The sequence below is a fragment of the Sphingobium sp. SG1 genome, from assembly GCF_057063145.1.
Genome location: NZ_JBVVOJ010000012.1, coordinates 75953 through 94138, shown reverse-complemented (window position 1 = coordinate 94138; position 18186 = coordinate 75953). Strand labels below are relative to the sequence as shown.

The following is an 18186-nucleotide window of genomic DNA, read 5'->3' as shown; positions in this document are numbered from 1 at the left end:
GCTTGAAGTGACAGGGCATTGCCCTGTCACTTTCGCTGTCCGCTTAGCGCTCCTTGGTGGCGCTGAACTTCACCTTGGGATGGCGCTCCTGCTGATAGCCGATGTCCCAGGCACTGCGCGCCATGAACACCAGATTGCCGTCGCGGTCCTTGGCCATGTTGGCGCCATTATAGGCGACCAGATCCTTGATCGCCTGATCGTCGCCGCTGATCCAGCGGGCGGTGTCGAACGGCGACGGCTCCAGCACCGCCGCGACCTTATATTCGGCCTCCAGCCGGCTGATCAGCACTTCCAGCTGCAGCTGGCCGACGACGCCGACGATCCAGTTGCTGCCGATCTCGGGATAGAAGACCTGGATCACGCCCTCTTCGGACAGGTCGTCCAGCGCCTTGCGCAGCTGCTTGGTCTTGGTCGGGTCTTTCAGCTGGACGCGGCGCAGGATTTCCGGCGCGAAATTGGGCAGGCCGGTGAAGCGCAGGCCCGGCTTCTCGCTCAGCGTGTCGCCCACGCGCAGCGCGCCATGATTGGGGATGCCGATGATGTCGCCGGGAAAGGCCTCGTCCGCCAGCTCGCGGTCCTGCGCGAAGAACAGGATCGGCGAATGGACGGCCAGCGCCTTGCCGCTGCCCGACGGGGTCAGCTTCATGCCGCGGCGGAACTTGCCCGACACCAGCCGCATGAAGGCGATGCGGTCGCGGTGCATCGGGTCCATGTTCGCCTGCACCTTGAAGATGAAGCCGGTGACTTCGCTGCCTTCGGGCTCGACCGGCGCGGGTTCAGCCGGCTGCGCGCGCGGCGGCGGCGCATGGGCCGACAGCGCGTCGATCAGCTCGGTCACGCCGAACAGCTTGAGCGCCGACCCGAAATAGACCGGGGTCAGGTCGCCATGGCGATAGCGTTCCAGGTCGAACTCGGCATAACCGCCCTGGGCCAGCTCGGCTTCCTCGCGCAGCTTTTCCAGGCCCCGCTCGGACAGATAATCGGCGAGCTTGGGATCATCCAGGCCGCTGAACTGGTGGCGGGTGCCGTCAAATTCCTTGGACGGGCCAGTGGGCTGCATCAGTCGATTGGTGGCGAAGTCGTAAATCCCCTCGAACTCGCCGCCCATGCCGACCGGCCAGCTCATCGGGCAGACGTCGAGCTGCAACTGGTCCGCCACCTCGTCGAGCAGGCCGAACAGCTCGCGGCCCTCGCGGTCGACCTTGTTGACGAAGGTGATGATCGGCACGTTGCGCAGGCGGCAGACCTCGAACAGCTTGCGCGTCTGCGGCTCGATGCCCTTGGCCGCGTCGATCACCATCACCGCCGAGTCCACGGCGGTCAGGGTGCGATAGGTATCCTCGCTGAAATCCTCGTGGCCCGGCGTGTCGAGCAGGTTGAAGGTGATGGTCTCGCCATCGCGCGTCCGCTCGAACGTCATGACCGAGGATGTGACGGAAATGCCGCGCTGCTGCTCGATCTTCATCCAGTCCGACCGGGCGCGCCGGTTCGCGCCGCGCGCCTTGACCTCGCCGGCCAGATGGATCGCGCCGCCTTCCAGCAGCAGCTTTTCGGTCAGCGTGGTCTTACCGGCGTCCGGGTGGGAAATGATCGCGAAGGTGCGGCGGGATGGGATGCTCATGATGCTGTTTTCTGGGGTCCGAGTAAAATAACCCGTTCGCCCTGAGCGAAGTCGAAGGGCCTTGCCGAGCGGAGGCGAGGCACTTCGCTGCGCTCAGTGGAGGGCTTCGACTTCGCTCAGCCTGAACGGAACTTGGGAAAGCCCGTTACACGTCGACCAGCGTCACGTCCATGCGGAAGGATCGGCTGTCGCCCGGCAGCAGGGTCATGACACCCTGCTTGTCCCAGACATCGCCGGTGAAGCCGACCGGGTCGGCCATGCCGGCCCAGGGTTCGACGCACAGATAATGGGCGCCCGGCTTCTGCCACAGGCCAAGCCAGGGCGTATCGGGGAAATCGATCTTCAGGTGCGGCCTGCCGGGCACGCCCCAGCTCAGCGATCGACTGGCGAGATCGTCCCAGATCAGCGCGTCACCGGCGAACATGGCATGGGTCGGCGCCAGTTCCTTCCCCTCGACCGGCGAGGGGACGCTTTCCAGCGCGATCAGCCCCGGCTCGCTGCCGACCTTGCGGATCGGCGCGGGTTCGGCCTGCGCGAAGCGGATGCGGTGCTCCTCGACGCTGCCGCCATAGGGCAAAGGCCAGGCGAAGGCGGGGTGATAGCCAAAGCAGAAGGGCATCGCGGTCTCGCCCCGGTTCATGACGGTGGCGGTCATGCGCAGGCTCGGCCCCTCCAGCACGAACCCCATGTCTAGCCGAAAATCGAACGGATAGACGGTGCGCGTATCCCGGTCCGCTTCCAGCCGGAACAGGGCGGCTTCCTCGTTGCGATGGACCAGGGTGAAGGGGCTGGTCCGGGCAAAGCCATGCTGGCCGATCGGATAGTCGACATCGTTCAGCCGATAGACGTCGCCGCGCGATCGGCCGACGAAGGGGAAGAGCAGGGGGGCATGGCCGGTCCACCATTGCGGGTCGGCATCGGTCATCAGTTCGCGGCCCTGTGCATCGGTCAGCGAACAGAGTTCGGCGCCCAGCGGCGATATGCTGGCGGACAGATTGTCGGAGGCGATGGCGATGCGGTCGTTCATGGCGAAACACTCCTGTTTGCCCAGCGACATAGAGCCGGATCGTCATCTGTGGAAGCGCCTTGGACTTCCACAGATGACGTGAATCAGGCTCTATTCCAAGGTCCGATGCGGCAAATCCCGACTGTCTCGCCCGCCGCGCAATCGTTACGTTGCGGAACCGACATGGGGGCTGGCGGGTTGAGCCAGCGGGAGGACCAATGATGAAAATTGCCGTATCGACCGCCACGATCCTGCTGCTGCTCGGCACGTCGGCGCTCGCCCAGGAACAGGGCAAGAAGAGGGACGACACGCTCGACAAGGCGGGCGAAATCGCGTCCCAGCCGGCCCGCGATGTCGGCATCGAAAAGACGCAGGTGCCGCCGATCCTCGTCGCGGCCGAGGAAAATCCCTATGCCGCGCCATCGGGCAAGACCTGCAAGGCGCTGAATGGCGACATGGCGGCGCTCAACAAGGTGCTTGGTCCCGATTTCACCATCGGCCGCGAAGCCAATGAGGATCGCACCAGCAAGATCGCCGAGGGTGTCGGCAAGTCGCTGGTCAATTCGCTGATCCCCTTCCGCGGCGTGGTGCGGGAAATCAGCGGCGCAGCCCCGGCGGAACGTCGACTGCGCGCCGCGATTGCCGCCGGTCTCGCCCGGCGCGGCTATCTACGCGGCATGGCATCGGCCAAGGGGTGCAAGATTACGGGCTGATCTCCGGCGCCGCCGGGCGCGGTGCCCCGAACAGCAGCAGCCAGATGGCGAAGGCGCCTTCGCCCAGCAAAGGCACGAAATCGAGCTGACCGGGGATCGCCTCGCCAATCGCCGGCGACAGCAGCGCCAGGGTGCGCGCGACCAGATGGACCGCGCCGCCCGCCATCAGCAGGGCACCAACCGCCACCGGCAATCGGCGCGATCGGATCGCCAGCCAACCGGTCAGCAGGCAATAGATGCCGAAGAAGATCAGGCTGATGCCGTAGAGGTCGTTGTGGAGGCTGAGGCTGATCCGCACGAGCGACTGCACCTCTGCCATCGGGATACCGGGATGTGGCGCACCATCGATCAGCGCAAGCGGCAGCAGATGGAGCAGGCTGTTGCCCGCCAGCACGGCAATGCCGGTCAGGCTGAACAGCGCGGCTATGCGCGCCAGCACCCGCCCGGTCGGCGCGAACAGGCCATAGAGCAGGGCGGTGACCGCCAGATAGCAGCAGAGCATGGCGACATCGCTCGCCCCGCCGGCGCGATAGAGCCAGGGATAGTCGGCGATGTTGCGCATCGTCTCGCGCCCGTTGCCCGGCACGATCAGGGCCGCGCGCACCACCGCCTCGGCAAACATGCCGCAGCCAATGGTGCCGATGTAGAAGAGGCCGGCGAGGCGGGCCTGAAGTCGTTCAGCCTTCCCGTCCATCGCCGGCCTTTCTCGCTTTAGCCGCGCAGGCTCGCGCCCAGCTTCTGCGCGGCCTTGACCACGGCGGCGCTGATCGCGTCCAGCTCTTCCTGGGCGAAGCTCTTCTCGCCCGGCTGCAGCGTGATTTCTACCGCCAGCGACTTGTGGCCTTCATCCACGCCGGGGCCGGTGAAGACGTCGAACAGGCGCGCGTCGACGATCGCCTTCTTGTCCGCGCCCTTGACTGCGCGCACCAGCGCATCGGCCTCGACGGCTTCGGGCACCAGGAAAGCGAAGTCGCGCTTCACCGCCTGCAAGGCCGGCGGGGCGTAAGGCGCGCGCATGAAGCCGCTCTTGCGCTTGGCCGGAATGGCATCGAGGAAGATCTCGCCCGCGACCACCGTGCCCGACAGGCCGAACTGCTTGGCCAGGCTGGGGTGCAGCACGCCATATTCGGCCAGCACCACCTTGGGGCCAAGGCGCAGCGTGCCCGACTGGCCCGGATGATAGGCTGCCGATGCCTCACCCATGCTCTGCAGATTGCCGACCGGCGCACCGGCGGCCGCCAGTAGTGCGATCACTTCGCCCTTGGCATCGAAGGCGTCGAACGGCTGGGCCTTGCCGCTCTGCCAGCTGCGCGCGGTCTTCTCGCCGGCCAGCACGAAGCCGACGGTGGCGCGCTCGCCCTGCTTGAAATAGCGCCGGCCCAGTTCAAACAGTCGGATCGACGTGGCGCTGCGATCGACATTGCGCTTGGTCGCCGACAGCAGGCCGGGCAGCAGCGAGGGCCGCATGACCTTCAGGTCTTCGGAGATCGGATTGGCCAGCGTCCAGTCGCCACCGCCAACGCTCGCGGCTTCCTTCTCGGAAATGAAGGACCAGTTGATCGCTTCAGCCAGGCCCCGGGCGGCGGCGGTGCGGCGCACGCGGCGCTCGACCAGCTGCTCGGCCGTGGCAGTCGGGCGGGCGACGCCCGGCACGCGCGGCAACGGGGTGGACGGCACATGATCCAGACCGACGATGCGCACCACTTCCTCGACAATGTCGGGCCAGCCATCGACGTCACGGCGCCAGGTCGGCACGGTGATGGTCCAGCTGACGGGCACCGAAACCGGCACGCCGTCCTGATATTCGATTCCCGAGGATTCGCCTTCGACTTCGAAGCCCAGGCTTTCGAGGATGCGCCGCTGGGTGTCGAACGGCACGTCGACGCCGGCCAGCGCCAGGCACTGGTCGGGCGCATAGGCGACCGTCCTGGGCGTGGCGGGCGGGGTGCCGGCACGGGTCGCTTCCGACGCGGTGCCGCCGCACAGGGTCATGACCAGGCTGGTGGCGATCGACAGGCCATTGTCCAGGAAGGCGGGATCGACGCCACGCTCGAACCGGCCGCGCGCATCTGAGGTCAGCGCCAGCTTCTGGCCGGTCACCGCGATCCGCTCGGGCGTGAAATAGGCGCATTCGATCAGCACGTCGGTGGTGCCGTCCTGCGCGCCCGAATGTTCGCCGCCCATGATGCCGCCAATGTCATGCACGGCTTCGTCGTCGGCGATGAGGGTCATCGTCTCGTCAATGGCATAGGTCTTGCCATTGAGCGCCAGCACTTCCTCGCCGGTCTTGCCTTTGCGCGCAACCAGACCGCCCTTGAGCGTCGCCATGTCATAGACATGGAGCGGCCGGCCGAGGTCGATCATGATGTAGTTGGTGATGTCCACCAGCGCGCTGATCGGCTTCTGGCCGATCGCCTTCAACCTGCGCGCCATCCATTCGGGCGAGGCGCCGTTGGTCACGCCCTTGACCGAGCGGGCGAAGAAGGCGGGGCAGCCGTCGACATCGTCGGTGCGCACATCCGGTCCCGGACCCACGCCGGCAATCTCCGGCACGATGATGGCGTTGAGCGTGCCGAGGCCCGCCGCCGCCAGATCGCGGGCGATGCCGCGCACGCCCATGCAGTCCTGACGGTTCGGCGTGATCGACACATCGATGACCGGATCGTTGAGGCCGGCCCAATTGGCATAGACCTCACCCACCGGCGCGTCGCCGGCCAGTTCGATGATGCCGTCATGGTCGTCGCCCAGCTCCAGTTCGCGGGTGGAGCACATCATGCCGTTGGATTCGACGCCGCGAATGGCGGTCTTCTTGAGCACCATGCCGTTGACCGGCACCACCGCGCCCTCGACGCCGAACACGCCGATCAAGCCGGCGCGGGCATTGGGCGCGCCGCACACGACCTGCAACGGATTGCCGTCGCCATGGTCGACGCTCAGCACCTGCAGCTTGTCGGCCTGGGGGTGACGCTCGGCGGTCAGCACCTTGGCGATCTTGAAGGCGCCCAGCTTCTCCGCCGGGTTCTCCACATCCTCGACTTCCAGCCCGATGGCGTTCAGCGTCTTGAGGATGGTGGCCAGGTCCGCGTCGGTCTTGAGGTGCGTCTTGAGCCAGCTCAGGGTGAACTTCATGCGCCGACTCCTCCCGACAGCGTGGGCACGTCGAGTGCCGAGAATCCATAATGTTTCAGCCAGCGCAGATCGCCGTCGAAGAAGGCGCGCAGGTCGTTCATGCCATATTTCAGCATGGCGAGGCGATCGACGCCGGTGCCGAAGGCAAAGCCCTGCCATTCGTCGGGATCAAGCCCGCATGCCTCGATCACGCGGCGGTTGACCATGCCGCTGCCCAGCACTTCCAGCCAGCCGCCACCGGGTGCATCGCCGTCGCCGCCGATGACGCGCTGGCCATTGGTCAGCGTGTAGCCGACATCGACTTCCACCGAGGGTTCGGTGAAGGGGAAATAGCTCGGGCGCAGGCGCAGGACGATGTCCTCGCGCTCGAAAAAGGCCTTGAGGAAGGTCTCCAGCGTCCACTTCAGATGACCAAGCGTGATGCCCTTGTCGATCACCAGACCCTCGATCTGGTGGAACATCGGCGTGTGGGTCGCGTCGGAGTCGCTGCGATAGACGCGGCCGGGCGCGATGATGCGGATCGGCGGTTCCTGCGTCATCATGGTGCGGATCTGCACCGGCGAGGTGTGGGTGCGCAGCAGCATCTTCTTCTGCCCTTCCTCGTCCGGGAAGTAGAAGGTGTCGTGCATCGCGCGCGCCGGGTGCGTCTCGGGGATGTTGAGCGCGGTGAAATTATGCCAGTCGTCCTCGATCTCCGGACCGGTCGCGACCGAGAAGCCTAGGTCGGCGAAGATTTCCGCCAGCTCGTCCATCACCTGGCTGACGGCATGGACGCTGCCCTGCGGCCCCAGATCGGCGGGCAGGGTCATGTCGACCTTTTCCGAGGCGAGGCGGGCGTCGAGCGCGGCCTGCTCCAGCGCGGCCTTGCGGTCGGCGATCGCGGCGGTCACGCTTTCGCGCAGATCCTGGATCGGCGGGCCCTTCTCCAGACGCTCCTCGGGCGACATGCCGCCCAGCGTCTTGAGCAGGCCGGTGACGACCCCATTCTTGCCCAGCGCGCCCACGCGCAGCCCTTCCAGCGCGTCCAGCGTGTCGGCAGCCTCGATGTCGGCGATCAGGCCGGCTTTCAGTGCGCTAATTTCGGTCATATCATTCGTCATTCCCGCGAAGGCGGGAATCCATCTCCCGCGCTAACCAATCATCCTGACGCTCAATCGATGCGCCGACTGTCCAATGGCTCAAAGCCCAAATCGATAGCCAGATCGCGCCAATCGGGATTGCTCCGTTCGATCAGGTCGATCTTCCATTGCCTGTTCCACTTCTTGATCTGCTTCTCGCGCCGGATTGCTTCCTCCATGGATGCGCCGCATTCGAACCAGACCAGTCGCTTGACCCCGTAGTCGCTGGTGAAGCCTTCGATCAAGCCAGAACGGTGCTGATACAGGCGTTGCACGAGGTTTGATGTGACGCCGATGTAGAGCGTGCCATTTTTATGGCTGGCTAATATATAGACTGTCGGATCGAACTCGCGTTGCATCGGCCCCGTCCGGAGATGGATTCCCGCCTCCGCGGGAATGACTTGGCTTTAGGCGCGCGCCCCCAGCAGCGCGCCGCCAAAGCCGATGAACATCAGGCCGGTGCCGCGGTTGAACAGCTTCTGCCGGTTGGCGGGCGCCAGCCAGCGGGCGAGGCGCAGGCCGCCCAGCGCATAGACCGAATACCAGAAGCTCTCGATCACCACGAAACTGACGATCAGGATCGCGAGCTGCAGCCAGAAGGGGCGGGCCAGGTCGATGAACTGGGGGAAGAGCGCGGCGGCGAAGATGATGAGCTTGGGGTTGGACAGGCCGGTCAGCAGGCCGGTCGCATAAAGCGCGCGGGCGGAGCGGACCGGGCCGGCATCGCCGCCGTCCGCATTACCGACCGGCGCGCGCCAGGCCTTGATCCCCAGCCAGATGAGATAGGCGACGCCGGCATAGCGCAATATGTCGAACAGGCGCGGCGAGGCTTTCAGCAGCGCGCCAAGGCCCAGCGCCGACGCGATCAGGCACAGCAGCACGGCGCTCATCAGCCCCGCCATCGTCACCAGCGCCTTGCGCGGCCCATGGGCGATGCTCTGCGTCATCACATGCAGCATGTTGGGACCCGGCGTGGCCGAGATCAGGAAGACCGCCGTGACATATAACCACCAGAGATGCAGCGACATGGGATGGTTCCTCAAATGTCAGGCCGTCCCCAAAAATCCGTTCGGGCTGAGCCTGTCGAAGCCCCCGCCAGAGCGCAGCGAAGGCACTTCGCTGGCGCTCAGTGATGTCCTTCGACTTCGCTCAGGACGAACGGGGTAAAACGGAAAAAACAAAAAGGGCGCCGAAGGCATCTGCCCCGGCGCCCCTTTGACGATCTTGCGATCGATCAGCTTCAGGCTGCGGGCAGCGCAGCCTTGGCCTGGGCGATGATGGCGCTGAACGCCTCGCCTTCGTGCATCGCGATGTCGGCCAGGACCTTGCGGTCCAGCTCGACGCCGGCCAGCTTCAGACCGTGCATGAACTGCGAATAGGTCAGGCCTTCAGCGCGGACACCCGCGTTGATGCGCTGGATCCACAGGCCACGGAAGGTGCGCTTCTTGACCTTGCGGTCGCGATAAGCGTACTGGCCGGCCTTTTCGACAGCCTGGCGAGCGACGCGGATCGTATTCTTGCGACGGCCATAATAGCCCTTCGCCTGAACCAAAATCCTCTTATGCTTCGCCTTGGTGGTTACACCACGTTTTACGCGTGCCATTGTCCTCTACTCCTTACTTCAGGCCGTAGGGTGCCCAGAGGCGGACGTGAGCCACGTCGGCATCGGACAGCACGGAAGTGCCACGGTTCTGGCGAATATACTTGGCGTTGTGCGAGATCAGGCGGTGACGCTTGCCAGCGACGCCGTGCTTGACCTTGCCGGAAGCGGTGAACTTGAAGCGCTTCTTCACACCGCTCTTGGTCTTGAGCTTGGGCATTTTCGTCTCCTTGTTTGGCGCGACGATTACAGACAGCCACGGCAGCCCTAGTTAGCCGGGCGGTCTCACTGAATATCGCGAAGGGCGGCCCATAGTCGGCCGCGCCCGCAAAAGCAAGCGATTCGGACCCAAAGCCACTATGCCTGCGTTGACCTCGCCATGGCCGATGTCGAACCTGTGCCGCCCAGCGCGTCCAAGCCCGCCCAGCCCGGCGGCGCGGCTGGGCATCTGCGCCGCGCGCGCGACCGCTGGCGGCGCCTGCCGCTGCCGGCCCGCATCCTGCTGTGGATCATCGGCATCCTCTTCGCCCTGTGGCTGATTCTGTTCATCACCAAGGGGCGCTTCCTCAAGGGGCCGTTCGAGCGCATCCTGTCCGCACGGCTGGAACGGCAGGTGCAGGTCGGCGGCGACTTCCAGCTCTATTTTGCGCCGATCGCGATCAAGTTCCGGGCGGAGGGGATGCGGATCGCCAACCTGCCCTGGGCCAGCCGGCCCGACCTGCTGCGCGCCGACCTGATCGATGCACGGATCGCGCCCTTGAGCCTGATCTTCGGCAGCAGATACCGTGTCCCATGGCTTGAACTGCGGGGGGCCGCCGCCGACCTCGAATGGTCGCGCGACCGGCAGCATAATACATGGACGCTGGGCGACCCCGACCGAAAGGGCGAGCCGATGGCCCTGCCGCTTGTTCGCCGCGCGCTGCTCGCCGGCACGACGATGCGCTATCGCGATCCGGTGCTGCAACTGTCGACCGATATCGGCTTCGAAACGGTGAAGGCGCAGGACACCCGCTTTGCCAGCGACGTCCGCCTGTCCGGCACCGGCACGATGCGCGGCAAGCCCTTTACCCTCAAGGGCGGCCTGCTGTCGCCCAACGCCACCGTCACCGGCGGCAAGAACAGCCTGGTGCTGCGGGCACAGGCGGGCGCGACCGTGCTGGAGATAACCGGCACGCTGCCCGGCGCGACCGAGTTGGAGGGCAGCGACCTGCGCGTCGTGGCGCAGGGCCCCAATCTCAGCCATTTGTTCGATTTCCTGGGCGTGGCCATTCCCGGCACCCGCCATTATCGCTTCACCGCGGCCCTGACCAAGGCGGGCGAGGAGTGGCGCTTCACCCATTTGAAGGGCCGGTTCGGCGCTTCCGACCTGGCCGGGCGTTTCACCGTGTCGCTGCCGAACAACCGGCTGCTGCTCGACGCCGATCTGGCGACGCAGCGGCTCGACATTATCGATGTCGGCCCCTTCATCGGCTATGATCCGCAACGGCTGGATGCGCAGGGCGGGGCGGGTGCGATCACGACCGTGCAGGGCACCCCGCGCCTGCTGCCCGACGCACCGCTGCGGATCGAGGCGATCCGCAATTTCGACGCCAATGTCCGCTACAGCGTGAAGACCATCCGCGCGCCCAATGTGCCGATCGCCAATGCCGCTATGACGGTGAAGCTCGACCATAGCCTGCTGACGCTCTCGCCTTTGACCTTCGACATGGCGGGCGGTCATGTCGCGTCGGACATAGAGATCAACGCCCGCAACCAGCCGGTGCGCACGAGCTATGACGTCCGCCTGGCGCCCACGCCGATGGGTATGCTGCTCGCCCGATGGGGCGTCGAGCAATCGGGCACGACCGGCATGGTCAAGGGGCGGATGCAGATGACGGGGCTGGGCGATACCGTCCATGATTCGCTCGCCACCGCCAATGGCCGCATTGCCGTCATCCTGCCGGCGGGCAGCATGTGGGCGCGCAATGTCCAGCTTTCCGAAATCGATGTCGGCACCTTCATCACCAAGATGTTCGAAAGGAAGCTGAAGGATCCGGTGCAGATCAATTGTGGCCTGATCGCCTTCACCGTGCGCAACGGCGTGGCGGCAGCCGACCCGATCCTGATCGACACGCGCAAGAATGTGATGGTCGGCCGGGGCGGCTTCTCGTTCAGGAATGAGAGCCTTGACCTCGCCTTCCGCGCCGACGGCAAGAAGATCAGCCTCTTCTCCGGCCAGTCGCCGGTCGGCATTGGCGGCTATTTCGCCCGGCCGTCGATCAATGTCATCAGCCCCGACCTGATTGCGCGCGGCGGCGCGGCGGCGGCGCTGGGCATTGTCGCGACGCCGATCGCGGCGACGCTCGCCTTTGTCGATGTCGGCGATGTCAAGGCAGCGTCCTGCGGCCCGGTGCTAGCCGGCGCCGATGCCGCTGCCCAGCGCACCCGGGGTGGCAAGCCGCGCGACGATGTCGGCCGCGGCACCACTGCGAAGGATGAAGCGGGCAAGGGCAGCAAGGCCGAGAAGAAGACCCAGGACAAGAAGTTCCTCGGCATCTTCTGAAGGTCATGCGTCGGGCCTATCCTGCGGCCCTGCCGACTCGATCAGGGGTCGGACCGAAGGAGAGGATCATGAGCGACACGCCGTTCGTCCTGCCGGGGGTCACGCCCCATCTGACCATCGCCGACGGCAAGGCCGCCGACGCCATCGCCTTCTACAGCGCGGCTTTCGGAGCGACCGAACAGAGCCGCCATCTGGAAGAGGATGGCACGCGGATCATGCACGCCCATCTGACGATCAATGATGGCGGGCTGATGCTGAACGATCATTTTCCCGAAATGTGCGGCGGCGCCCCGGCGGAAAAGCCGGCCTCGGTCACGCTGCATCTGGAAGTGGACGATGCCGATCGCTGGTGGGATCGCGCGCTGGCCGCCGGCGCGGCGATCCGCTTCCCGATCGACAACCAGTTCTGGGGCGCCCGCTATGGCCAGCTCACCGATCCCTTCGGCCATGTCTGGTCGATCGGCGGGCCGATCAGGGACTGATGCGATGATGGTCGGGACGACGCGCTGGGACGTGGTGACGGGCGACATCACCCGTTGCGCGGTCGACGCGATCGTCAACGCCGCCAATAACAGCCTGCTCGGCGGCGGCGGCGTGGATGGCGCGATCCACCGCGCCGCCGGGCCGGAGCTGCTGGAGGAATGTAGGGGCATCGGCTGCTGCCCGACCGGGGAGGCGCGGATCACGCGCGGCTACCGGTTGCCGGCCCGCTACGTCATCCACAGCGTCGGCCCGGCCTGGCAGGGCGGCAATCAGGGCGAGCGCGACCTGCTCGCCAGCTGCTACAGCCACAGCCTGTCGCTCGCCCGCCATCATGGCCTACGCAGGGTCGCCTTCCCGGCAATCTCGACCGGCGTCTATGGCTATCCCAAGGCGCAAGCCGCCAAGGTCGCCGCCCGCGCCGTGGTCGAGGTGCTGCGCCGCGACCCCGATGCCTTCGACCAAATCCTCTTCGTCTGCTTCGACGAAGAGAATCGCGCCCTCTACGACGCTGCCGTCAGGGATGCGGTGGCGGGGGATTAGGGTGTTTGGCTATCATTCCCTCTCTCCGCTTCTACGGCTATAAGGCGCGGGATGAGCGCCATGGCATCTGCATGACGCCTGCGCCCCGGCCTCAGTCGCGCAGGAAGATATCCTCGATCTTCAAGCCAAACAGGTCGGCGATGCGGAAGGCGAGCGGGAGCGAGGGGTCATATTTGCCCGTCTCGATCGCGTTGACGCTCTGGCGCGAGATGCCGAGCTGGGCGGCGAGATCGCTCTGGTTCCAGTCGCGCTCCGCCCGCAAGATCTTGAGCCGGTTCTTCATGCGCGGCCGCCCGGCAGGATCGGCGCCAGCAACAGGCCCAGATTCCACAGGATGAAGGCGGCATAGGCGGGCGCATGGGGGGCAAGGCCCGATCCTTCGAGCAGGCCCCAGACGGTGGTGATGACCAGCATGAAACCGGCCGCGATCAGCGCGCGCCGGGCATGGACCATGCGCAGATATTCGTCGGCCTCCTCCACCAGCAGCCGGCCCATCGCCCAGATGAAGCCGATCAGCGGCGGCGCCGGCAGCAAGGCGACGAGCACGGCCCAGATGCCCGCCGGATGCCATTCGCGCTGGATGGTGATGGCCGCGACCACGGTGACGATATTGGCGATCATCAGCGGCACGACCCGGCCGATATAGCGGGCGATCGCCGATCCCGGCACGCCGCGCGCCAGCCGCATCGCTTCCCAGATCAGCCAGCCCAGCGCCAGCAGGCCCGGCACCATCAGCGGCAATTTGCCATTGCCGCTGATGGTGAAGATGTTGGCGGCGACGGCAGCGGCCACCATCAGCACCGTGAACAGCGCGGCGGCCGCGCAGATGCGCCAGGGAAAGGGGTGGATGGGTTCCGGGGCGATCATGACTCGTGCCTCCTGCTCTGAAATGGTCAAGTGCCCTTTACAGAAGCAGGAAGCAATGAGTCAACTTACCTTTACATTTTATCGTGCACGCTTGTCAGAACTGGCCATAGCGCTCATTGCCGACAAAGCCGAGCTTGGTGACGCCGGCACGGCGGATGTCGGCCAGGGTCTGGTCGACCACCAGATAACGGGCGGCGGCATCCGGCTGGAATTGCAGTTCCGGCTCGACCGGCATGGCCAGCGTCTGGGCGAGATAGCGGCGCAGCGTCAGGGCATCGACTGCCATGCCGTTCCAGCGGACCACGCCCGATGCGTCGATCGTCACCTTGTTCTTGATCGGATCGGGTTGGGGCAGGCTGGTATCGACCGGCGCCTGGGGCAGGTTGATGCCCACGCTGTGGGTCTGGATCGGGATGGTGATGATGAACATGATCAGCAGCACGAGCATGACATCGATCAGCGGCGTCGTGTTCATCTCGCCCATCGGCGCGTCATCCTGCACGCCACGGGATTTTGCAAAGCTCAAAGCCATAAGTCCCTCCTGTGCTGATAATGATATATCAGCACATAAAACATGCGCCCCTGGGTGACTCTTGGCAAGAGGGCTTCTATTGACAGGGCAGACCGCCCATTTATGGGGAAGGCGCGGCTTTTTGGGCCGCGCAACCTGAACATTTCACAGAAAGACCCCCCGTGTCCGCCATGCTCAAGATCACCCTGCCCGATGGTTCCGTGCGTGAAGTCGCGCCCGGCACTACTCCGGCGGACATTGCAGCGGCGATCGGGCCGGGCCTGGCCAAGGCGGCGATCGCCGCGAAGGTCGACGGCGAGCTGCGCGACATCATGCGCCCGCTGGAACAGGATTCGCAGCTCGCCCTCGTGACGGCGAAGGACGAGGCCGACGCGCTGGAACTGGCGCGCCACGATTTCGCCCATGTGCTGGCCGAAGCGGTGCAGGCGCTGTTCCCCGGCACGCAGATCACCTTCGGCCCGGCGACCGACGATGGTTTCTATTATGACTTCGCGCCCAAGGATCGCCCTTTCACCGAGGAAGACCTGCCCGCGATCGAGGCGGAGATGCGCAAGATCATCGCCGCCAACAAGCCGCTGCGCCGCGAAGTGATCGCCCGCGACACGCTGATCGCCCAGTGGGAAGCGGCCGGCGAGACGTTCAAGGCGCAATGGGCGGCCGAACTGCCGCAGGGCGAGGAACTGACCGTCTATCATTCGGGCGACGGCTGGTACGACATGTGCCGCGGCCCGCATCTGGCCTCCACCGGCAAGCTGGACCCGGCGGCGTTCAAGCTGACGCGCGTGTCGGGCGCCTATTGGCGCGGCGACCAGAAGAATGCGATGCTGAGCCGCATCTACGGCACCGGCTGGCTCAACAAGAAGCAGCTCAACGAGCATCTGACGCGGCTGGAAGAGGCCGGCAAGCGCGACCATCGCAAGCTGGGCGCGGAGATGGACCTGTTCCACCTGCAGCAGGAAGCGCATGGCAGCGTCTTCTGGCACCCCAAGGGCTATCTGATCTGGCGCGAGTTGGAAGCCTATATGCGCCGCGCGATCGACGATGCCGGCTATCGCGAGGTGAAGACCCCGCAGGTGATGGACGCGCGCCAGTGGGAACAGTCCGGCCACTGGGGCAAATATCGCGAGAATATGTTCGTCATCCCCGACGAAGTGCCAAATGTGGCCGACGAAGGCCCGCTGGTGTCGGACGATGTCGACTGGATGGCACTCAAGCCGATGAACTGCCCGGCGCACATCCTGATCTTCAAGCAGGGGATCAAGAGCTATCGCGACCTGCCGCTGCGCTTCTATGAAAATGGCTGCTGCCACCGCAACGAGCCGCATGGCGCGCTGCACGGCCTGATGCGCGTGCGCCAGTTCACCCAGGACGACGCCCATATCTTCTGCCGCGAAGACCAGATCGTCGAGGAAGTCCGCGCCTTCTGTGCGCTGGCCGACCGGATCTACCGGGATTTCGGCTTCACCTACTCGATCAAGCTGGCGCTGCGCCCGGAAAAGCGCTTCGGCACCGAGGAAATGTGGGACAAGGCGGAAGAGGAACTGCGCAACGCGGTTGCCGCCGCCGGCCTCAACACGCCCGAATATGGCTGGGAAGAACTGCCCGGCGAAGGCGCCTTCTATGCGCCCAAGCTGGAATGGCACCTGACTGACGCGATCGGCCGCACCTGGCAGGTCGGCACCATCCAGTCGGACCGGGTGCTGCCCGAACGGCTCGACGCCAGCTACATCGCCGAGGATGGCGAGCGCCATCGGCCGGTGATGCTGCACCGCGCGATCTTCGGCAGCTATGAGCGGTTCATCGGCATCCTGATCGAACATTATGCCGGCAAGTTCCCGCTGTGGCTGGCCCCCGTGCAGGCGGTGGTCGCGACGATCGTGTCGGATGCGGATACTTATGCGCTGGACGTGGTCGAGAAGCTGCGCGCGGCCGGCATTCGTGCCGAGGCCGACGTGCGCAACGAGAAGATCAACTACAAGGTGCGCGAACATTCGCTGGGCAAGGTGCCCAACCTGCTGGTCGTCGGCCGCCGCGAGGCGGAAGAAGGCACGGTGGCGCTGCGCGAACTGGGCAAGGATGGCCAGACCATGCTTTCGCTCGACGAAGTGATTGCCCGCCTTGAAAAAGAAGGTCGCGCACCCGATATGGGTTGAGGCAGCAATGCCACAGGGTGCGTGATTCCGTTACGACGGAGACACGCACCCCTTTCAGTTTTGTAGAAAAGCCGCTAAGAGCCACTCGTTTTTAATAGACTCAGGAGAAGCTGCTATACGTCCCCCGATGATGCGCCGCCCGCTGGCGCCGCCGCCGAAGTCCGGCCCCCGGTATAACGAATTCATCACCGTACCCAAGGTGCGCGTGATTGATGACGAAGGCGAAAATCTGGGCGTGATGTTTACGCAAGAGGCGATCGAGCAGGCCGCCGACGTTGGCCTGGACCTGGTCGAAGTGTCGCCCAACGCCGATCCGCCAGTCTGCAAGTTCCTGGACATCGGCAAGTTCAAATACGAGGCCCAGAAGAAGGCGAATATCGCCCGCAAGACCCAGAAGACGCAGGAGCTCAAAGAGATCAAGATGCGTCCGAACATCGACGATCATGATTATGATACGAAGATGAAGAAGGTCCATGATTTCATCGGCGATGGCGACAAGGTGAAGATCACCCTGCGCTTCCGCGGCCGCGAACTCAGCCACCAGCAGCTGGGCATGAACCTGCTGCAGCGCGTGGCGGAAAATGTCGCCGAGATCGCCAAGGTCGAAGCCTATCCGCGCATGGAAGGCCGTCAGATGCTGATGGTGCTCTCGCCGAAATAAGCGGCGCCGCGACATCGAAGAACATGCGTATCGGGCGGGGTCTGGCAACAAACTCCGCCCGATACGCATTTGGAGGCACGCTCTTAGGGGCGATCGACAATCGAATTAAACGGCAATATTGGTTTTCGTAGCCCTTGAGACGAGTCGCATGTCTCGTTTCAAGGCAGCATATTTAAGGCGCGTAATCACAGGAGCGCGGAAAAGCACCAGTTGCAGATCGTCAGCGCTAAATGTCATCGCCCCCGGACTGCATGAGCATATTCGGCGTCCGCAATATGGCCGGGGTGGATGAAATGGCGGATGGTCCGATAATCCCTTCTAAGCTTGTTTGGGAAGAAACTGGAACCGTCTGCTTCTGATCATTGGCAGATTGCTCAACGCCACCCTCAATGATCGTGATGATGCCCATGGTCATGCCCATCACCCGCGCCATGGATCGTCTCCAGCACATCCTCCAGCCGCGCCGGATCGCCCAGCGCCAGCACATGGCCTTCGCTTTCGGCGGTCAGCGGTTCGCCATTCCAGTCGCACATCAGCCCGCCCGCGCCCTCGACCACCGGCACCAAAGCGGCGAAGTCATAGCTTTGCAGTCCGGATTCGATGACGATGTCGAGGAAGCCCGACGCCAGCAGCCCATAATTATAGCAGTCGCCGCCATAGACCGGCCCCTGGCGCGGCGATCCGCCCGACACCGCGCCGACCAGCGCCATATAATGGGGCACGTCACCTTCCGCGAACAGGTGCGGGCTGGTGGTGGCTATCCCCGCCCCCTCCAGCGCCTTGCACGCGCGGGTGCGCACCGGCTTGCCGTTGAAGGTGGTGGGCTGTCCGCTCATCCCGGCCCAGCGTTCCTGCGCGATCGGCTGGTCAATGATGCCGATCGTCGGCCAGCTGCCTTGCGTCAGCGCGATCAGCGTGCCGAAGATCGGCCGCCCGGCGATGAAGCTGCGCGTGCCGTCGATCGGATCCAATATCCACACCCGCTCGGCATCGGTGCGGACCGATCCATATTCCTCGCCGATGATGCCGTCGTTCGGCCGTTCCTTTTCCAGGATCGCGCGGATCGCGGCTTCGGCGGCGCGGTCGGCCTCCGTCACCGGCGACTTGTCGGCCTTGATCTCCAGATCGTAGCGCGCGCGGAAAAAGGGGCGGATGGCGGCGCCGGCGGCGTCGGCAAGGCGGTTGGCAAGGGCCAGGTCATCGCGGGTCGTCATGCCCCTT

At 65.1% G+C, this 18186-nt stretch carries 20 protein-coding genes; 6 read left to right on the top strand and 14 right to left on the bottom strand.

From position 1 onward, the window contains the following. Nucleotides 1-43: 43 nt before the first annotated feature. Nucleotides 44-1621 (bottom strand): peptide chain release factor 3, encoded by a 1578-nt coding sequence (locus AC0KVN_RS21000; RefSeq protein WP_017502740.1) that lies wholly within the window; start codon nucleotides 1619-1621, stop codon nucleotides 44-46. A 145-nt stretch (nucleotides 1622-1766) separates the two neighbouring features. Continuing rightward, nucleotides 1767-2648 carry an aldose 1-epimerase family protein gene (locus AC0KVN_RS20995; RefSeq protein WP_435567779.1) on the bottom strand — a complete coding sequence of 294 codons (882 nt, stop codon included), beginning with the start codon at nucleotides 2646-2648 and terminating at the stop codon, nucleotides 1767-1769. Nucleotides 2649-2845: 197 nt separating this feature from the next. On the opposite strand from AC0KVN_RS20995, the gene AC0KVN_RS20990 reads away from it, so the two are divergent. Beyond that, nucleotides 2846-3340: a hypothetical protein gene (locus AC0KVN_RS20990; RefSeq protein WP_004208924.1), complete on the top strand. Its 495-nt coding sequence runs from the start codon at nucleotides 2846-2848 to the stop codon at nucleotides 3338-3340. Here the strand turns inward: AC0KVN_RS20990 and AC0KVN_RS20985 are convergent. The 7 genes from AC0KVN_RS20985 to rpmI form a co-directional block, all read right to left on the bottom strand. Continuing rightward, nucleotides 3330-4034: a DUF4386 domain-containing protein gene (locus AC0KVN_RS20985; RefSeq protein ID WP_435567780.1), complete on the bottom strand. Its 705-nt coding sequence runs from the start codon at nucleotides 4032-4034 to the stop codon at nucleotides 3330-3332. The two genes, AC0KVN_RS20990 and AC0KVN_RS20985, sit on opposite strands and share 11 nt — an antisense overlap. 17 nt (nucleotides 4035-4051) lie before the next feature. Next, entirely contained in the window at nucleotides 4052-6469 is a 2418-nt protein-coding gene (pheT, locus tag AC0KVN_RS20980) for a phenylalanine--tRNA ligase subunit beta (RefSeq protein WP_483656372.1), read from the bottom strand. Next, nucleotides 6466-7557 carry a phenylalanine--tRNA ligase subunit alpha gene (gene pheS, locus AC0KVN_RS20975; protein ID WP_004208920.1) on the bottom strand — a complete coding sequence of 364 codons (1092 nt, stop codon included), beginning with the start codon at nucleotides 7555-7557 and terminating at the stop codon, nucleotides 6466-6468. The genes pheT and pheS overlap by 4 nt, the downstream gene beginning before the upstream one ends. A gap of 62 nt (nucleotides 7558-7619) precedes the next feature. Continuing rightward, on the bottom strand, nucleotides 7620-7946 hold the full coding sequence (locus AC0KVN_RS20970; RefSeq protein ID WP_017502635.1) for a GIY-YIG nuclease family protein: 327 nt from the start codon (nucleotides 7944-7946) through the stop codon (nucleotides 7620-7622). Between the two features lie 48 nt (nucleotides 7947-7994). Next, on the bottom strand, nucleotides 7995-8615 hold the full coding sequence (locus AC0KVN_RS20965; protein WP_048938155.1) for a LysE family translocator: 621 nt from the start codon (nucleotides 8613-8615) through the stop codon (nucleotides 7995-7997). Nucleotides 8616-8827: 212 nt separating this feature from the next. Then, a complete protein-coding gene (rplT, locus tag AC0KVN_RS20960; protein ID WP_004208917.1) occupies nucleotides 8828-9190 on the bottom strand; it encodes a 50S ribosomal protein L20 in 363 nt (120 codons plus the stop codon). A gap of 13 nt (nucleotides 9191-9203) precedes the next feature. Beyond that, nucleotides 9204-9407: a 50S ribosomal protein L35 gene (gene rpmI, locus AC0KVN_RS20955; RefSeq protein WP_004208916.1), complete on the bottom strand. Its 204-nt coding sequence runs from the start codon at nucleotides 9405-9407 to the stop codon at nucleotides 9204-9206. Nucleotides 9408-9566: 159 nt separating this feature from the next. On the opposite strand from rpmI, the gene AC0KVN_RS20950 reads away from it, so the two are divergent. The 3 genes from AC0KVN_RS20950 (at nucleotide 9567) to AC0KVN_RS20940 (ending at nucleotide 12752) form a co-directional block, all read left to right on the top strand. Next, entirely contained in the window at nucleotides 9567-11729 is a 2163-nt protein-coding gene (locus tag AC0KVN_RS20950; RefSeq protein WP_435567782.1) for an AsmA family protein, read from the top strand. Between the two features lie 68 nt (nucleotides 11730-11797). After that, complete coding sequence (locus tag AC0KVN_RS20945; protein WP_069336104.1) at nucleotides 11798-12211, top strand: VOC family protein; 414 nt, start codon at nucleotides 11798-11800, stop codon at nucleotides 12209-12211. A 4-nt stretch (nucleotides 12212-12215) separates the two neighbouring features. Beyond that, complete coding sequence (locus tag AC0KVN_RS20940) at nucleotides 12216-12752, top strand: O-acetyl-ADP-ribose deacetylase (RefSeq protein WP_483656371.1); 537 nt, start codon at nucleotides 12216-12218, stop codon at nucleotides 12750-12752. A 91-nt stretch (nucleotides 12753-12843) separates the two neighbouring features. Here AC0KVN_RS20940 and AC0KVN_RS20935 read toward each other — a convergent pair whose 3' ends face one another. The 3 genes from AC0KVN_RS20935 to AC0KVN_RS20925 form a co-directional block, all read right to left on the bottom strand. Next, nucleotides 12844-13035 (bottom strand): helix-turn-helix transcriptional regulator, encoded by a 192-nt coding sequence (locus AC0KVN_RS20935; protein WP_004208912.1) that lies wholly within the window; start codon nucleotides 13033-13035, stop codon nucleotides 12844-12846. Then, entirely contained in the window at nucleotides 13032-13619 is a 588-nt protein-coding gene (locus AC0KVN_RS20930) for a hypothetical protein (protein WP_278392277.1), read from the bottom strand. The genes AC0KVN_RS20935 and AC0KVN_RS20930 overlap by 4 nt, the downstream gene beginning before the upstream one ends. A gap of 94 nt (nucleotides 13620-13713) precedes the next feature. Then, nucleotides 13714-14151 carry an ExbD/TolR family protein gene (locus AC0KVN_RS20925; RefSeq protein ID WP_435567784.1) on the bottom strand — a complete coding sequence of 146 codons (438 nt, stop codon included), beginning with the start codon at nucleotides 14149-14151 and terminating at the stop codon, nucleotides 13714-13716. A gap of 170 nt (nucleotides 14152-14321) precedes the next feature. Between AC0KVN_RS20925 and thrS the strand changes: the two genes are divergently transcribed. Both thrS and infC read left to right on the top strand, forming a co-directional pair. Continuing rightward, nucleotides 14322-16304 carry a threonine--tRNA ligase gene (thrS, locus tag AC0KVN_RS20920; protein ID WP_303759434.1) on the top strand — a complete coding sequence of 661 codons (1983 nt, stop codon included), beginning with the start codon at nucleotides 14322-14324 and terminating at the stop codon, nucleotides 16302-16304. A gap of 127 nt (nucleotides 16305-16431) precedes the next feature. Continuing rightward, nucleotides 16432-16965 (top strand): translation initiation factor IF-3, encoded by a 534-nt coding sequence (gene infC, locus AC0KVN_RS20915; RefSeq protein WP_029547879.1) that lies wholly within the window; start codon nucleotides 16432-16434, stop codon nucleotides 16963-16965. 226 nt (nucleotides 16966-17191) lie between these two features. On the opposite strand, the gene AC0KVN_RS20910 is transcribed toward infC, so the two are convergent. Together AC0KVN_RS20910 and AC0KVN_RS20905 are read right to left on the bottom strand one after the other, a co-directional pair. Then, on the bottom strand, nucleotides 17192-17380 hold the full coding sequence (locus AC0KVN_RS20910; protein WP_153039473.1) for a hypothetical protein: 189 nt from the start codon (nucleotides 17378-17380) through the stop codon (nucleotides 17192-17194). Continuing rightward, nucleotides 17352-18179: an inositol monophosphatase family protein gene (locus AC0KVN_RS20905; protein ID WP_435567785.1), complete on the bottom strand. Its 828-nt coding sequence runs from the start codon at nucleotides 18177-18179 to the stop codon at nucleotides 17352-17354. Before AC0KVN_RS20905 ends, AC0KVN_RS20910 begins: the two co-directional genes overlap by 29 nt. Between the last annotated feature and the right edge of the window lie 7 nt (nucleotides 18180-18186).

Coding starts and splice junctions, on each gene's coding strand:
- AC0KVN_RS20945 (WP_069336104.1), top strand. CDS start 11,798: ATGAGCGACACGCCGTTCGTCCTGCCGGGGGTCACGCCCCATCTGACC.
- thrS (WP_303759434.1), top strand. CDS start 14,322: ATGCTCAAGATCACCCTGCCCGATGGTTCCGTGCGTGAAGTCGCGCCC.
- AC0KVN_RS20985 (WP_435567780.1), bottom strand. CDS start 4,034: ATGGACGGGAAGGCTGAACGACTTCAGGCCCGCCTCGCCGGCCTCTTC.
- AC0KVN_RS20995 (WP_435567779.1), bottom strand. CDS start 2,648: ATGAACGACCGCATCGCCATCGCCTCCGACAATCTGTCCGCCAGCATA.
- AC0KVN_RS20950 (WP_435567782.1), top strand. CDS start 9,567: ATGGCCGATGTCGAACCTGTGCCGCCCAGCGCGTCCAAGCCCGCCCAG.
- AC0KVN_RS20935 (WP_004208912.1), bottom strand. CDS start 13,035: ATGAAGAACCGGCTCAAGATCTTGCGGGCGGAGCGCGACTGGAACCAG.
- AC0KVN_RS20925 (WP_435567784.1), bottom strand. CDS start 14,151: ATGGCTTTGAGCTTTGCAAAATCCCGTGGCGTGCAGGATGACGCGCCG.
- rplT (WP_004208917.1), bottom strand. CDS start 9,190: ATGGCACGCGTAAAACGTGGTGTAACCACCAAGGCGAAGCATAAGAGG.
- pheS (WP_004208920.1), bottom strand. CDS start 7,557: ATGACCGAAATTAGCGCACTGAAAGCCGGCCTGATCGCCGACATCGAG.
- AC0KVN_RS20990 (WP_004208924.1), top strand. CDS start 2,846: ATGATGAAAATTGCCGTATCGACCGCCACGATCCTGCTGCTGCTCGGC.
- AC0KVN_RS20930 (WP_278392277.1), bottom strand. CDS start 13,619: ATGATCGCCCCGGAACCCATCCACCCCTTTCCCTGGCGCATCTGCGCG.
- AC0KVN_RS20965 (WP_048938155.1), bottom strand. CDS start 8,615: ATGTCGCTGCATCTCTGGTGGTTATATGTCACGGCGGTCTTCCTGATC.
- AC0KVN_RS20910 (WP_153039473.1), bottom strand. CDS start 17,380: ATGACCATGGGCATCATCACGATCATTGAGGGTGGCGTTGAGCAATCT.
- rpmI (WP_004208916.1), bottom strand. CDS start 9,407: ATGCCCAAGCTCAAGACCAAGAGCGGTGTGAAGAAGCGCTTCAAGTTC.
- AC0KVN_RS20970 (WP_017502635.1), bottom strand. CDS start 7,946: ATGCAACGCGAGTTCGATCCGACAGTCTATATATTAGCCAGCCATAAA.
- AC0KVN_RS20905 (WP_435567785.1), bottom strand. CDS start 18,179: ATGACGACCCGCGATGACCTGGCCCTTGCCAACCGCCTTGCCGACGCC.
- AC0KVN_RS20940 (WP_483656371.1), top strand. CDS start 12,216: ATGATGGTCGGGACGACGCGCTGGGACGTGGTGACGGGCGACATCACC.
- infC (WP_029547879.1), top strand. CDS start 16,432: ATGATGCGCCGCCCGCTGGCGCCGCCGCCGAAGTCCGGCCCCCGGTAT.
- pheT (WP_483656372.1), bottom strand. CDS start 6,469: ATGAAGTTCACCCTGAGCTGGCTCAAGACGCACCTCAAGACCGACGCG.
- AC0KVN_RS21000 (WP_017502740.1), bottom strand. CDS start 1,621: ATGAGCATCCCATCCCGCCGCACCTTCGCGATCATTTCCCACCCGGAC.